Origin of the sequence: Pseudobutyrivibrio sp. C4 (genome assembly GCF_900111635.1) — a bacterium.
GTDB lineage: Bacteria > Bacillota > Clostridia > Lachnospirales > Lachnospiraceae > Pseudobutyrivibrio > Pseudobutyrivibrio ruminis.
Genome location: NZ_FOHF01000012.1, coordinates 20,548 through 35,496, shown reverse-complemented (window position 1 = coordinate 35,496; position 14,949 = coordinate 20,548). Strand labels below are relative to the sequence as shown.

Sequence of the window (14,949 nt, the reverse complement as noted above, 5' to 3'; positions counted from 1 at the left end):
TTAAATAAATATATAAAAAAATAGCCTCGATATTCATCGAAGCTATTAATAATATGCATGACTTCTTGCTGACAGAAAAATGAAATTGTCAGCAAGAATCCTGCTTTGCAGGACAAGAAAATAGATGAATCTATTTTCTTGGTATTTACGATTTCTGTTTTTCTGATGAAAAACAAAAATCTATAATATTCATTTTATTCGTATCTTAATGCATCAATCGGATTCATGTTTGCTGCATGCTTTGCTGGTGAATATCCAAAGAATACGCCTATGGCCATAGAGAATCCTACCGACATGTATATACTTGCAATTGAAACCTCAGGTGTATAACCCATAAAGTGAGCAGCTATATTTCCAAGTAATAGTCCTACCACTATTCCAATCAAGCCACCTATCAGACAAATAATAATAGCTTCGCTTATAAACTGAAGCATTATCATTCGATCAGGGGCACCTAAAGCTTTTCTTGTACCGATTTCTTTGGTTCGCTCAGTGATTGAAACTGTCATAATATTCATTACACCAATACCACCTACAATAAGGGCAATTGCCGCTATCATAGAGATAGCCAGTGTCATCTGATTCATAGTCTTTGTATTTTCCTGAATCATAGTTTGATTACTATATGCATCCACATAAAACTTATCACCTAATGTGTTTGCCATAACATCTGTCAAATATGTTTTAATCTCTGTAGACAAAGCTACCGGATCCTGTCCTTCTGCTGCAACCACAGTAGCATCAAAGATTGTTTCGTCATGAGAATAATTCCATGCAGTCTTAAGTGGAATATATACATTGGTGCTGATATTTTTATTGCTACCACGCATCATACTGCCTGACTGCTGATACTCATACACTCCTATTACTGTAATATTCATGTATTCATCATTAATATTGACTTCGAACTCTTTTCCAAGCACATCATCCAATGAATAATTAGCTCCAAAAAGCTGCTCTGCAAATTTGTCTGCCACAATAGCAGTATTCTTTCCCTGTTCATATGCAAACTCGTTAAATAGATTGCCGCCTTTAAGCTTTATGTTATTAGCTTTAAAATAACCAGCACTGACTCCTGTAATATCTACATTGGCCTTGTTTGCATCCTTGATGACTGTCCCCGAGCCTGCACTAGCCTCAACAGAGATTGCACTTATCTTACCCTTATACTGATTGGCAAGTTTATGAAGTGTTTCCGGAGTGATTTTCATAGTTTGATAATCTGCCTCTGAAAGCTCCTGGTTATAATCAATTGGATTAACATATATGGTAATGTTTTGAACGCCATAGCTTTCCAGCTGCTTTTGTACGCCCTTTGTCATCGAATTGCCCACTGTCATAATAGCAATAACTGCTGCAACACCAATGATGATACCAAGCATTGTAAGAAAAGCTCTCATTTTGTTAGCTTTTATACTAAGCAAAGCAAGCTTACAGTTTTCTTTAATCATATCTATTCCTTTCAAGCCACTTAGGCCATCTTTTTCTCAGCAATAATATTTCCGTCGCTAATAGTTACAATTCTCGGAGTCTCTGCTGCAAGTTCATTTGAATGAGTAATGAGCACAATAGTCTTTCCCTGTTTTTCATGAAGCTCGTGGAATATATCCATTACCAGTCTACCTGTTCCCGAATCGAGGGCACCTGTTGGCTCATCTGCCAGAATAATATCAGGGTCATTCGCCATAGCTCTTGCTATAGCTACACGCTGCTTCTGTCCACCTGATAGCTCGTCAGGAGTATGGTGCATACGCTCTTCCATTCCTACCATTTTCAAAAGCTCAATGGCTCTTTTTCTGCGTTGCTTTTCTGGAACACCTGCATAAAGCATTGGCATCTCCACATTTGCAATAGCATCTGTTCTAGCTATTAGATTATATGTCTGAAAAACAAATCCTATATGCTTGTTTCTAAGGGCAGATAAGGCCTTGTTTGGAGCCTTTGAAATATCAATCCCGTCAAGAATATATTCTCCCGAAGTCTGTCTATCCAAAATACCTAGAATATTCATCAGAGTACTTTTACCAGAACCTGATTGGCCAACAATGGAAACGAACTCTCCTTTGTGAATATCCAAATCTATTCCATGCAAAATCTCCAGCTCATTTGGAGTTCCAATATAATAGCTTTTTCTTATATTTTTTGCAGATAATAAAATATCATTACTCAAAATATATTCCTCCATCAGTTCCCATTGACTCTAATGTTGCATCGGCGCTGTTTTCATCCATATCAGACTCAACTATCATTTCACCTTCCTTAAGGTCGCCACCTGTAATCTCTGTATAGAAGTCATCTGAAATTCCTGTTGTCACTGTAACGTTCTTTGTGCTTCCGTCTTTTGTCTGAATCACCACATACTTGCTTCCATCATCTGAAGTCTTAATATCTGATGATGGCACAGCAATTGCATTTTCGGAAGATGCAGTAATAAATGTCATTTTGGCTGTCATACCAAGTCTCAGGTTTTCATTGGAATCATCTATCTGTACGTCTACTCTGTATGTAGCTCTGCTCTTTGATACAGAAGCTGTAGTAGATGTGGCGTCTGTAGTTTTAGTGCTGTTCTTTGTTGCTGTAGGTGAAACAAATACAACTGTACCGTTTAATACCTCATCTCCTGTAGCATCTGTTTTTATCTGTACCTTCTGGCCCGCCTGGATGCTTGGAATCTGTGCCTCATCAATATCAGCTGTTGCCTTTAAGCTTGTAACATTATCAATTACAACTGCATCTGTTCCACTGTATGTCTGGCCCTTTACTATATTTACATTAGTAACTGTTCCATCCTGTGATGCATATACTGTTGCCTTTGAAAGCTCTTCTTGGGATTTTTCAATCTCCTGCTTTGCAGATAAAGTATTTGACTGGGCACTAAGCTCATTGGATTTAGCAGCCTGTGCCTGTGTATATACATTTGAGTTAGCAGACTCTGTTGTGTTATTTAAGCTAGACTGCGCAGATTCTACAGAACGATTTGCAGAGTTTACAGAATCTGATGCAGACTGAACTGACTGTCTTGCCGACTCTGTAGCTGACACTGCACTATCATATGCACTCTTTTTACTATCATAATCACTTTGAGCTGTAGCAAGCTCTGTCTTAGCTGTCTCAAGATCTGTCTTTGCCTGAGTAAGCTGATTATTTAATTCTGTAGGATCTTCTGCACTGGCAATCTGAGTCTCTAAATCAGTAATCTTTGCATTTAAATCATCAACTTTCTTCTGTGCAGCTGCAAGTGTAGCACTGGCTGAATCCTTAGCTCTCTCTGCTTCATTTTCACTGTTGCTTGCAGTTGTAAGATTATTATCTGCGTTCTTTTTATTTCTGTTTGCAGTGTTCTGGTCCTGCTGCGCAGATTCAAGATTTCTATTTGAATCATTAATCTGAGTTGCTCCATTTCGTTGAGCATCAGTTAATGCTTGATTTGCATTCTGCTGAGCAATTTCATTCTGCTGATTCTGAATATTGAGAGCCTGCTGCTGATATGAAAGTGTCTGCTCCATAGTGGTCATATCAAGCTTGTAAAGAGGATCACCTTTTTTTACTACATCTCCTACCTTTACATATACTTCCTCTACGGGATAAGAACTTGTTGTAGTTGCAAACTGTCCACTTTCCTCTGCAGAAATAATTGTTCCTGTTGCACTAAGTGTCTTTTCAATATTCTGCTTTGTCACCTCAATTGTAATTGGTTCGCTGTCAGCTTCATTTCCCTTAGCCTTTACATATTTAAATCCAGCTACTCCTGCAACAGATGAAATAACAAGAGCTGCAATTATCATGCAAGTTACAACCTTTTTATTAAGTATCTCTTTAAGTTTCATTTTTTCCCTCCATGTGATTTCTATCAACAGATGCTATTGTGCCATTTGATTCTTAAGAAATATCTTAAGTAAATCTAAAGAAATCTAAAGAAATTTCTTTTTACTATTTATTCACAGCTTTTGTGTTACTATACAAACAGATAAAGCTATCTTTTTTATAGGAGTGAATATGGGAAATCAAAAGATACTGGTTGTTGATGACAACGAGGAAATAAGAAATATTCTACATATATTATTAGAAAGTGAAGGCTATCAGATTCTTGAAGCTTGCGATGGAGAAACTGCACTTTCTATGGTGGACGACTCTATCGATTTAATCATCCTTGATATTATGATGCCAGGCATTTCTGGTCTGGATGTGTGCAAGAAAATTCGAGAAACATATCAAATGCCAATACTCTTTCTTACAGCAAAGGGAACTGACTCTGATAAGTCTCTTGGCCTTCTTATAGGGGCCGATGATTATCTGTCAAAGCCTTTTTCACATAGTGAGCTTACTGCCCGTGTAAAATCCATGCTCCGTCGCTACTATGTATATCAGGGCAAAAAGGAAGCTATCTCAGACAACTACTACACTTATAACATTTTTAAAGTGGCAAAGGACAGAAATGAAGTCTTTGTTATCAGCCCGGATGGACAGGAAACATCTATTGATTTATCTGAGTTGGAATATCAGATTTTCAAGCTTTTAATAGAAAGCCCGGGGCGTGTTTTCCCAGCCCAGCTTATATACGAAACTATATGGAATGAGCCATACTTCTACAGTTCAAATGCTACTATCATGGTTCACATCAGAAATCTTCGAACCAAAATCGAGGATGATCCATCAAATCCTGTTCATCTTCTTACAGTATGGGGAAAGGGATATAAACTACAATGAAAAAATTAAAGAAGGTCTTTTCTAAATCCTTATATCTTGAACTATGGCTATCCATAGTTGTTTCCTTGGTGATTGGTGGAATAACATTCTTTTTACTACAGCAGGTCAACGACCTAATTTATTATTCAAAATGGGCAGATGAGGTCTATATACCATCTCGATTGGATTCATCAGTAGAAGATTTTCAGGAATATATTGATGAAAACCATGTATCTAGCGAAGATAAAACATTGATTTTTAAATGGTCGCAATCCCACCCTCTTATGTACTTTTATTTAGAGCGTGATGGTGTGATCATTTACAATTTCTATGTGGACTACTCTTATGACTCGGCCTCTGAAATTTCGGAAGCTGATGCTGAGCTAATAGAGGAATCATATGAATATAATCCTTATGTATACGACTATACAATTACGCTGATTGACGGCGAATGTCAGATGCATGTATTTGAAGACTTCAAATATGATTTGTACTCAAAAATTCAGCTTGCAAACATCGTAGTAAGTGCATTAATAATAATTATTATGATCACTATACTGGTACGTAAGAAAATCAAATATATTAATGAGGTTACTTCTGGTATTGAAATCCTTGCCGGTGGCGATTTAAGCTATCGTATTCCCGTTAAAGGAAACGATGAGATATCAAATGTTGCAGACAACATTAATTCAATGAGTATAGCTGTTGCAAACCAAATAGAAAATGAAAAGAAAGCAATACAGGCTAACAACAGCCTTGTCACAGCACTATCTCACGACTTGCGGACTCCTCTCACCACACAGATGGGCTATTTGGAAATATTAAAAGAACACCATTATCATTCAGAAGAAGAAATGGATAAGTATGTAAATACCGCATTGGATACTTGCTTTCAGATTAAAGAAATGTCAGATAGGCTTTTCGAGTACTTCCTTGCATTTGATCCTCATCCTGAGCGTTCAAAGGAAACACTTACCTGCTATGATGGAATTGATTTCCTGATGCAGATAATAAGTGAATTATCACTACCACTAATAGAACAAGGCTTCAGCTTTGAATACGGTGAGCCACCAGAGCCCTTTAAGATTAACGTAAATACGGATGATATCTTAAGAGTATTTAACAACGTATTTACGAACATAGACAAATATGCAGACGAAACCAAGCCTGTACATGTGGGACTGAAATGTGACAATGAGTTTGCTACACTATCAATCTCTAATAAAATTCGTTCAGTTCCAAGAAAAAATGAAAGTGCCAAAATCGGTCTTATCAGTATCAATAGCCTAATGAAAAGACAAGGTGGCTCTAGCGTAACTAAAACCACCTTGGATACCTTCACTATTGAATTGAAATTTCCTATTTACCAGCACGCCTAGTTCTTTTGATAGAGGTCCTTTTCTTAGGGCCTCTTCTTTTTGGAGAATGTGCTTTTCTAAAGGCTGCAATCTCAGCCAACAGCTTTTCATAATCTCTTTCAAATAAGAGCTCACTAATCTCATGACTAACATCTGCAGGGTCGACCTTGGTTTCAGGAATCACCGGTTCCACCCCCGCTTCCTTTGCAGCTCTTTTTATACGAGCCACCTCAGCTTTTGCAATTGGAGCTTTCGACCACTCTATAATCTTTTTGCGAACAGCCGGTTTACTCAACGCCTTGTATTCTGGCATTCCCAGTCTTTGTAAAAGGATTCCTAATTCAGGCCTCCATAGCAATTCCAGCTTTCTATTAAGCTTTACCTTTTTATTGTATTCAGGCTTTCTCAAAAAATAGAAATCAGGCTTTTCATCCACTTCATCAACTGTGATGATTCCCCAATAATCTGGAACATGCTCTTCCACATGCATTGCATGACTTGAGCCAACTACCACTATGTTGTAATCGAAGTATTTATCATAGTCTTTTATCTGACCGTCAAGCCTTGTATAGGTGTCCGCATCAGATTTTATTTCTATTCCTATAAGAGCATCGGTAATTATCATAATCACATCTGCCCTTGATTTTCCCATCATCTTTTCCTCGATGATTCGTGTTTTACCGTAGGATTCCTCTAAAAACTCGAATAGTGGCTCCCTTATATCTTTATCTTTTAACATTAAAGTGCCTCAATCTGTTCTAGTATTTGGGAGGCATCTGCATTAAACTCAGTGATTTCTTTGCCAAATGAGGAATCATAGTATTTACCAAACAGCTCATCATATTCATCCTGACTGGCCAATTCCTCTCCATTTATCTCCCAATAAGAAATTATCGCATTTCCGTTTTCATCAAAGCTATCCTCTGCCCATGGATCAAGTGGCCCCTGAGTACCATAAGCAATATTAATCCAATAACCATCCTTGATTGCCACCACACTGTTGTATGTATTGGCATCCACATGCTCTGTAGCTAATAACACATTGTCGCCTTCCACATATGAAACAGAATCAATCTGTCCACTCAGTAGGTTTACTGTAGAGCCAGTAAATGTGGCTATTACTATATCTGAATCATCAACCTTGTAGATAAGCTCTGGAACATCATCAGAATCTACATAAATCAGCGAAAAACTAACGCTATCCTCGCTACTCAAATCCTCTACTAAAGCCTTATAGCCTTCTTTCCAGGATGCAAACTCACTTACTTCAGATGCTCCTGCAGCTATATAGTTAGCCCCTACTCTATCATCAAGCTCAAAAGCTGCATTGTATTCATCGGAGTAATTGTATCCCTCTACTACCTCTATAGTTGGAAGATTTTCAGATTCTCCACTTGCAGAATCATCTTTATTTTCAGTTGCTTCACTTTCAGATTTACTCTCCTCAAGGGCATCAGCCAACTCTTCTGGCTCAACCTCTCCCGAAACATTATCTTTTCCACAGGCAATCATGCTGGCCACAATTGTAAGGCACAACGTAAATACGAAAAGTCTTTTTTTCATCTCTCAACCTCTATAATTTTTGTCTTTTTATAAATAACTCTATCTCTATCTACAAGAGATAATGTAACCTCAATTTGAATACTATTATACTCTATGTATAAGAATATTATAAGGGGATTCGATTCTCGCCTGCCGGCTCGGTCGGCTCGCAACCATGTGGTCCACCGGACCACGCTCGCCCCTCGACATCGCGGGAACCCCGCGGTTTGATTGAGTTGAATCCACATCGAGCTGAATAAAAATAAAAGCTAGACCATTTGGTCTAGCTTTTATTTTTAGTAGCGAGAGGGGGATTCGAACCCTCGACACCGCGGGTATGAACCGCGTGCTCTAGCCAACTGAGCTATCTCGCCATATTGTGAAACGAATATTTAGTTTAAATAAATGGGACCTACAGGGCTCGAACCTGTGACCCTCTGCTTGTAAGGCAGATGCTCTCCCAGCTGAGCTAAGATCCCAGAGCTATTAGCGTTTACCGCTTCAAGCGACTTCATAAAGATAACAAAACAAGCCCCCAATGTCAACATAATTATTAATTTTCGCAATATTTTTACTATTTAGAGGAATTACCTGAAATATGTACATCCATAAAATAAAAAAAGCAGACCTAAAAGTCTGCTTTTGTTTTAGAAATATGACATTGTACCTTCCAAATCAATATGCTTTGCCTGAAGGTCCTTTAATTCGAAAACGATTCCCTCACAGTATTTTTCATCATTAATTCTTGTGCGGCGGCCAATCATTCTGAAATGTGCTACTGGGAAGGATGTTTCGTAGCTCCAAGAGTAATCTGGATTTCCACCCTTTTCTCCCTTGCAAAGGCCCTTCCAAAATGCCTTGATTGTATTTGGGCTTTCATAGTCCACATACATCATCTCGCTTTCTTCAGAGAGATCATCACCCTCTTCGTATGTAGCACCCTCAAACTGGATAACAGTATTTAAACTGCCATAGCCAATAACAAGGCCATTCACTCTTGCCTCTTCAATAAGAGATTCCTCTACATCTGAAAGACCATAGTGACATCCCTGAAGCTTCTCAGCTAATTCTTCTTTTGTCATAGTCAAACTCCCTCACTTTGATTTTCACATATCACTAATAATACATTACTAGATTTTAGTTAAAAAATCTATGCCCATTTCTCCATAATATTTTGAACCAACTTTACACATTCTGCTGCATCAGCCGAATATCCATCTGCACTAATCTCATCCTTGAAGGATTCGTTTATACATGCTCCGCCAATAATAATCTTAGCTCTACAGCCCTTTTCCTTAGCGAGCTTAACCACATCATCCATTCGCATCATTGTGGTGGTCATAAGGGCAGACAGACCAATTATATCTGCATCAACCTCTACTGCCTTATCAATGATTGTGGCTGCTGGTACATCCTTGCCTAAATCAATTACGTTGAAGCCATAGTTTTTAAGCATAAGTGCAACCAAATTCTTTCCAATATCGTGAATATCACCCTCTACTGTGGCAATAACAACCGTCGCCTTTGCTTCAGTAGAATCGCTGGCAAGAAGTGGTTCTATATGCTTCATTCCCACTTCCATCGCATTTGCTCCCGCTATTAGCTGTGGCAAGAAATACTTTTTTTTATCATATAAATCACCTACTACGTTTATTCCCTTAATAAGGTGATTTTCGATGATTTCCTGTGGCTCCATTCCAGCATCTAAAAGTTTTTGTATCTCAGAAACTATCTGGTCCTTTTTTCCTTTTATAACACACTCAGCCACTGGACTTTCTGAAGATGTTGTGCTGGTTTCAGGCTTTGCCCCAGCTGCACTACCATTAGTGGCTCCTCCCGCTGTCATTGATAACACTGGCAGTGATGCATATTTTTCCAACGCCCCAGGCTTGTTCATAAGTGTATCTGCTGCTGCAGCCTGATACATAAGCATATCCTGGCTTGGATTTGCAATAGCCATAGTAAGGCCTTTGCTGACAGCTATGGTAAGATATGTGGCGTTTACAAACTGTCTATTAGGCATTCCAAATGATATGTTGGACAAACCGCATACTGTAGGAAGTCCCAACTCATTCTTGCAGTATTCTATGGTTTCAAAGCACTGTAATCCTGCTGTACCTTCAGCACCAACTGTCTGTACCAGCACGTCTACCACTGCTGCATCCCTATCTAGTCCAATAGCTTCTGCTGCATTAAGAACAGTGGCAATATGCTCTTTCTTTTCTTCCATATCCTTTGGAAGTCCCGCTCCCGACAATGGAAGTGTGATAAACATAGCTCCATATTTCTTTGCAAGCTTAAGCATAGGCTCCATCTTTTCTTTTTCAGCAGATATAGAGTTAATGAGAGCACGTCCTGGATATATGCGAAGCGCAGCCTCCATAACATCCACATGGCTAGTATCCAAACATAACGGTAAATCAACTGCTGATGTTACCTCATAAATACTATCAAGCATCATCTGCTTCTCATCGATGCCATTCATACCCATATTTACGTCGAGAATGTTGGCGCCCTTTTCTTCCTGCTCTCTTGCAAAATCCACAACCATGGATAGAGAGCCTGAAAGTAGGCTAGCCTGGAATTTCTTTTTGCCTGTAGGATTGATTCTTTCACCGATTACCATAAATGGTCCGTCTAAATCAATCCAGGTATTCATTCGCTCAGAAGTAACAACCCTCATAGGCTTCTTTTCAATCTGATGCTGTTTTTTATCCTTCAAACGAGAAACCAGAGCTGATATGTGTTCCGGTGTAGAACCGCAACATCCACCAAAGAGCCATGCTCCTGCTTCATAAAGCTTTTCGCAAGCATCTGCAAAAACATCAGGGCTCATCTTGTAAACAGTCTTACCATCCTCAAGCTCAGGCAAGCCAGCGTTTGGCTTTACAATAATAGGGATGTTTGCAACTGCCGCCATCTGCTGAACAAGCTCTAGCATAGCATCAGGGCCAGTGCTGCAATTCATTCCCACACAATCTACACCCATTGACTGAAGAACAATCATGGCTGTATCTGGTGATGTTCCGTACAGTGTCTTTCCATCTGGATTAAAGGTAAGTGAAACAATGATTGGTAAGTCACATGATTCCTTGATAGCAAGAACTGCTGCACGACACTCCTGAAGGCTCATCATAGTTTCAACTACGAAAAGATCTACACCTTCCTGAAGAATAGCCTCCACCTGCTCCTTATAGCAGTCTACTAAATCCTCAAACATAAGGTCTCCAAGAGGATAAAGCTGCTTACCTGTCATAGAAATATCTGCTGCAACAAGGCCTTTATCCCCTGCAACCTGCCTTGAGAGGCGGACAAGCTGTCTATTCATCTCCACAAGCTTGTCCTCTAACCCATATTCTGCTAGCTTGATTCTAGAGGCTGTGAAAGTAGGTGCCAACACAATATCTGAACCTGCATCAAAATAAGCCTTTTGCAATTCCTGAATAGCCCAAGGATTATCAATAATCCATTTTTCTGGACATACTCCTGCAGGCATTCCCCTTTTTTGAAGCTCAGTACCTGTAGCCCCATCAATAAATACAATTCTCTTTTCAAGTAACTCTCTAAAATCCGCTCTAGTCATTATTTCTCCTCTTAAAAACCCGCTTAACTCTAGTCTCTTAAAATTGTTCCACCACCAAGTACTACATCGCCATCATAGAAAACAGCTGCCTGTCCTGGTGTGATTGCTCGCTGTGGCTCATCAAAAACAACCTTTGCTGAAGTTGCATCAATACGCTCAACTGTGCATGGCTGCTCAGTCATACGATAGCGAACCTTGGCCTTGCATTTAAATGTAGGTCTGTCGTCTGTTGGATCAATCCAGTTGATGTTCTTAACAATAGTGGTTGTTGTAAATAAATCTTCGTTTTTACCAAGGATTACTCGATTGTTCTTTACATCAAGAGCTGTTACATAAAGAGGATGTTCTGCCGAAATACCAAGCCCCTTACGCTGTCCTATTGTGTATCCAACAATACCCTTGTGTGTACCCATAACATTGCCATCCTGGTCCACAAAATCACCTGGTGCATATTCCTTACCTGTAAATCTCTTCAAGGCTGAAACATAATCGCCATCTGGTACAAAGCAAATATCCTGACTGTCAGGCTTGTTTGCATTTATGAAGTCGTGGCTTTCAGCGATTTTTCTAACCTCATCCTTAGAAATCTCACCTAATGGGAATTCAGTGTGTGCTAATTCATTTTGAGTCATTGCATATAATACATAGCTCTGATCCTTGTTTGAATCCAGTCCCTTAAGAAGCTGATAACCATTATCAGTCTTTCTTATTCTTGCATAGTGTCCTGTAACTATTTTCTCACAGCCAAGAATCTCAGCCCTTCTATAAAGCTCATCAAACTTCATATGCTTGTTACATTCAATACAAGGATTAGGTGTCATACCATTTTCATAGCAATAGATAAAATCATCTATTACAGTTTCTCTGAATTTATCCTGAAAATTGAAGGTATGATGTGGCATACCTAATCTACGTGCTACGGATTTTGCATCCTCCACATCATCAAGGGAACAGCAAGTATGTGAGCCACACACCCCTATATCCTCATTGGCATACAGCTTCATTGTACAACCAATGCATTCATATCCTTTTTCCTTCATCATTAAAGCAGCGACACTACTATCTACTCCGCCACTCATTGCTATAAGTGCTTTCATTTTTCCTCCAAAACTATTCGTCTTTAATATTTCCTCGACTTATATTGTCGCTAATAATTGCATCAACCACTTCAAAAAGCTTTTTCGAACCTAAAGCTGTCTTGTCCTGTCTGCCATGTACCTGTGTAGCAGTGACTCCATGCTTGCGCCAATCTTCTCCACCATTGCTATTATTAAGCATTAGTGGCTGTACATTATCCATTGCTCGAGCAAACTTGGCCTCTGCTGTTTCATAGGCTTCGAATTCTTCAAAAAGAGACATTAATTCCTTTGCCTGATCTTCTGGAAGCATTCCGAATATACGATTCTTAGCAGCTTCCTCTCTGGCTGCTTGTGTCTTTTTATTTTCCTCATCATAGGCATAGGTATCACCTGCATCAATCTCCACAATATCGTGAATCAAGCACATCAGCATTACTTTGCCTATATCAACTGGTTCATTTGAATATTCTCTAAGAAGATACGCCATAATGGCCATATGCCAGGCGTGCTCAGCATCATTTTCATTTCTGCCATGGCCCGACAAATGAGTTTGTCTAAATATGTTCTTTTCTTTATCTATTTCTAATGCAAAATCTAATTGTTTTTTAAGTCTATCGTCCATTTTAATATATCTCCTATCAATTTAGTAGATAAATCTATTATGGGATAGAATAAAATAAAACTCTAGTCTTTTCAACATAAAATCATTTCAAAAAATACCACAATTTTCACAAAGTAGGCACAAATATTAAATAGAATAAATAATAATCCTTATACAATGTTATTTCTATAGGTAAGATATGGGTAACGATTTATATTCACTACTAAAACAAACAGCAAATCTATCTTCTCTTCCATGCACAATCATGTCTGTAGAGAAAAAATCTGATGGCACCTGTGGTGATATTCGTTTTTACGCCATAAACGATATCTTCAAAAGAAGCTACTACGACATGTTTATGGAGCAGGAAGGTAATAATAAAGTTGCCTTTGAAAATTTTGACGAGGTAATTGAAGGACAATTGTATACTGCTCATCTTCCAAAGGAACCAAAATTCGAAGACATATGCTTTAGAGCTGCCTGGGGAAATGAGCATATTCATACATATGTAGATACTACTAAAATCTATGGCTACTGGACTGAGGACATTTTGTTTCCTGTGAACTGTGCGCACGGAGAAAATGTTGCTTATTGCCAGTTCATGTACACTCTTAATAAGGAAATGGATACTGGAAAATTCAGTGCTGTATCACCTGATATTTCCAGCTTTGTAATTAAAGCTTGCCTGGAAATGAGAAATGAAAATGCATTCTCAACAAGCATGGACATAATTACAAAGGACTTGAGAGAATATGTGGATTCAGAGTCTGCTTGTATTCTGACTGTAGATTACGACCAAAAGAATTTTGAAATCATAAGCGAATCTGTAAGAGACAACGCTTACTGTATCAAGGAAATCTTTTCCCATTTTCCATTTGATATAGTTGGTTGTTGGCAAACTCTTCTTTCAGAAACCAACAATATAATTATTCAAAACGAGCAAGATATGAACCTCTACGAAGCGAAAGCTCCTGCCTGGCTAAAAACATATAAAGATGCAGGCGGTCAGGCTCTTTGCCTTATGCCATTTATTCATCATGGAAATATAATAGGCTATCTTTATATATCAAATTTTGACACTTCAGAAATGACTAGAATCAAAGAAACTTTGGAGCTCATTTCATTTTTCCTGACAGCTGAAGTTGCCAATCACATGATTCTAGAAAAGCTGGAATATCTCAGCAACGTAGATGTGCTTACAGGCGTTTTAAACAGAAACTGCATGAACGTTAATGTGGATGAGCTTTCCCTTAAGCTGAAGCTGGATCCCAAACCATTTGCAGTGGCCTTCTGTGATCTAAATGGTTTAAAAACAATAAACGACCATGGCGGACACAATTCAGGGGATGAATTATTAAAGGATGCTGCCAAGGTGCTTAAGGAAGTTTTTATAGGTGATCAAATATATCGAGCAGGCGGTGACGAATTCGCCATCATATCCCTTAATAGCACAGAAGGGGAATTTTTAGAAAAGCTTGCCCTATTACGACAAAAGGCCTGTGATCCTGATTGGTTAAATTTTGCTATAGGACATTATTACGATGCAAATAGCGGAAATCTTCGACTGGCAATGAGATATGCAGATGAAAACATGTACGAGGATAAAAATGCCTTTTACGAAGCCTATCCTGATAAACGTAGATAATATACGAAAGGTGACATACTATGAATACAAACAGAATTGTGAATGAAAACTTTTATGATGAATACCAGTACTTTGATTCCGTGTTGGCAAAGCGTTTTAAAATCGAGGAAAACGGTGTGGTCAGATATATAAAAGAAATGAAAAATGCCGTAATCGATGTACGAGATGTTTTACCAGAGTGGGATCCTACAATCGCCCGCTTACAGAAAATGAAAGTTCGCTACGACAGTCTCGATAATGCCGAAAGCAGTTTTGATGACTTCCAAGGAAAAGATGAGGATGTGGTTTGGATTAAGGTATTCCTTACCAAGCTAGAATCCCATGCAGATCCTCTTTCAAAATACAGCAAACTGGAATTTACCTATAAAAAACGTAAAAAAAGCTTTTTCCAAAAACTAAAAGCACTATTTAGCTAAAATAAAAACCAATCCCCATTGCAGGGATTGGTTTTATTA

The 14,949-nt window shown here is 38.6% G+C and carries 13 protein-coding genes and 2 tRNA genes; 4 read left to right on the top strand and 11 right to left on the bottom strand.

From position 1 onward, the window contains the following. Nucleotides 1–194 precede the first annotated feature (194 nt). The 3 genes from BMY66_RS13470 to BMY66_RS13460 are packed head-to-tail and all read right to left on the bottom strand — an operon-like array spanning nucleotide 195 to nucleotide 3,827. The gene (locus BMY66_RS13470) at nucleotides 195–1,451 is read right to left on the bottom strand and encodes an ABC transporter permease (RefSeq protein WP_090395495.1); all 1,257 of its coding nucleotides are present in this window, start codon (nucleotides 1,449–1,451) and stop codon (nucleotides 195–197) included. 20 nt (nucleotides 1,452–1,471) lie between these two features. Next, on the bottom strand, nucleotides 1,472–2,185 hold the full coding sequence (locus BMY66_RS13465; protein ID WP_044937620.1) for an ABC transporter ATP-binding protein: 714 nt from the start codon (nucleotides 2,183–2,185) through the stop codon (nucleotides 1,472–1,474). Further along, nucleotides 2,163–3,827, bottom strand: coding sequence for an efflux RND transporter periplasmic adaptor subunit (locus BMY66_RS13460; RefSeq protein WP_090395494.1), 1,665 nt, complete (start codon nucleotides 3,825–3,827; stop codon nucleotides 2,163–2,165). The genes BMY66_RS13465 and BMY66_RS13460 overlap by 23 nt, the downstream gene beginning before the upstream one ends. 169 nt (nucleotides 3,828–3,996) lie before the next feature. Between BMY66_RS13460 and BMY66_RS13455 the strand changes: the two genes are divergently transcribed. Together BMY66_RS13455 and BMY66_RS13450 are read left to right on the top strand one after the other, a co-directional pair. After that, on the top strand, nucleotides 3,997–4,707 hold the full coding sequence (locus BMY66_RS13455) for a response regulator transcription factor (RefSeq protein ID WP_090395493.1): 711 nt from the start codon (nucleotides 3,997–3,999) through the stop codon (nucleotides 4,705–4,707). Next, nucleotides 4,704–6,065 (top strand): HAMP domain-containing sensor histidine kinase, encoded by a 1,362-nt coding sequence (locus BMY66_RS13450; RefSeq protein ID WP_090395492.1) that lies wholly within the window; start codon nucleotides 4,704–4,706, stop codon nucleotides 6,063–6,065. Before BMY66_RS13455 ends, BMY66_RS13450 begins: the two co-directional genes overlap by 4 nt. Here BMY66_RS13450 and BMY66_RS13445 read toward each other — a convergent pair. From BMY66_RS13445 to BMY66_RS13410, 8 genes are all read right to left on the bottom strand, one after another. Further along, nucleotides 6,046–6,783 (bottom strand): sce7726 family protein, encoded by a 738-nt coding sequence (locus tag BMY66_RS13445; protein WP_090395491.1) that lies wholly within the window; start codon nucleotides 6,781–6,783, stop codon nucleotides 6,046–6,048. The genes BMY66_RS13450 and BMY66_RS13445 overlap by 20 nt on opposite strands. Beyond that, the gene (locus BMY66_RS13440; protein WP_090395490.1) at nucleotides 6,783–7,607 is read right to left on the bottom strand and encodes a hypothetical protein; all 825 of its coding nucleotides are present in this window, start codon (nucleotides 7,605–7,607) and stop codon (nucleotides 6,783–6,785) included. The genes BMY66_RS13445 and BMY66_RS13440 overlap by 1 nt, the downstream gene beginning before the upstream one ends. Nucleotides 7,608–7,886: 279 nt before the next feature. Continuing rightward, nucleotides 7,887–7,960, bottom strand: a tRNA-Met gene (locus BMY66_RS13435). Between the two features lie 32 nt (nucleotides 7,961–7,992). Next, nucleotides 7,993–8,065 (bottom strand) — tRNA-Val (locus BMY66_RS13430). 168 nt (nucleotides 8,066–8,233) lie between these two features. After that, nucleotides 8,234–8,668: a hypothetical protein gene (locus tag BMY66_RS13425; protein ID WP_090395489.1), complete on the bottom strand. Its 435-nt coding sequence runs from the start codon at nucleotides 8,666–8,668 to the stop codon at nucleotides 8,234–8,236. 68 nt (nucleotides 8,669–8,736) lie between these two features. After that, nucleotides 8,737–11,169, bottom strand: coding sequence for a homocysteine S-methyltransferase family protein (locus BMY66_RS13420; RefSeq protein WP_090395488.1), 2,433 nt, complete (start codon nucleotides 11,167–11,169; stop codon nucleotides 8,737–8,739). Between the two features lie 29 nt (nucleotides 11,170–11,198). After that, nucleotides 11,199–12,266, bottom strand: coding sequence for a tRNA 2-thiouridine(34) synthase MnmA (gene mnmA, locus BMY66_RS13415; protein WP_090395487.1), 1,068 nt, complete (start codon nucleotides 12,264–12,266; stop codon nucleotides 11,199–11,201). 13 nt (nucleotides 12,267–12,279) lie between these two features. Then, complete coding sequence (locus BMY66_RS13410; protein ID WP_090395486.1) at nucleotides 12,280–12,870, bottom strand: HD domain-containing protein; 591 nt, start codon at nucleotides 12,868–12,870, stop codon at nucleotides 12,280–12,282. Between the two features lie 178 nt (nucleotides 12,871–13,048). Here BMY66_RS13410 and BMY66_RS13405 point away from each other — a divergent pair, with 178 nt between their 5' ends. Together BMY66_RS13405 and BMY66_RS13400 are read left to right on the top strand one after the other, a co-directional pair. Then, nucleotides 13,049–14,494, top strand: a complete 1,446-nt coding sequence (locus tag BMY66_RS13405; protein ID WP_090395485.1) for a GGDEF domain-containing protein — start codon at nucleotides 13,049–13,051, stop codon at nucleotides 14,492–14,494. Nucleotides 14,495–14,514: 20 nt separating this feature from the next. Continuing rightward, nucleotides 14,515–14,910 carry a DUF6548 family protein gene (locus BMY66_RS13400; protein ID WP_074791981.1) on the top strand — a complete coding sequence of 132 codons (396 nt, stop codon included), beginning with the start codon at nucleotides 14,515–14,517 and terminating at the stop codon, nucleotides 14,908–14,910. Nucleotides 14,911–14,949: the final 39 nt, after the last annotated feature.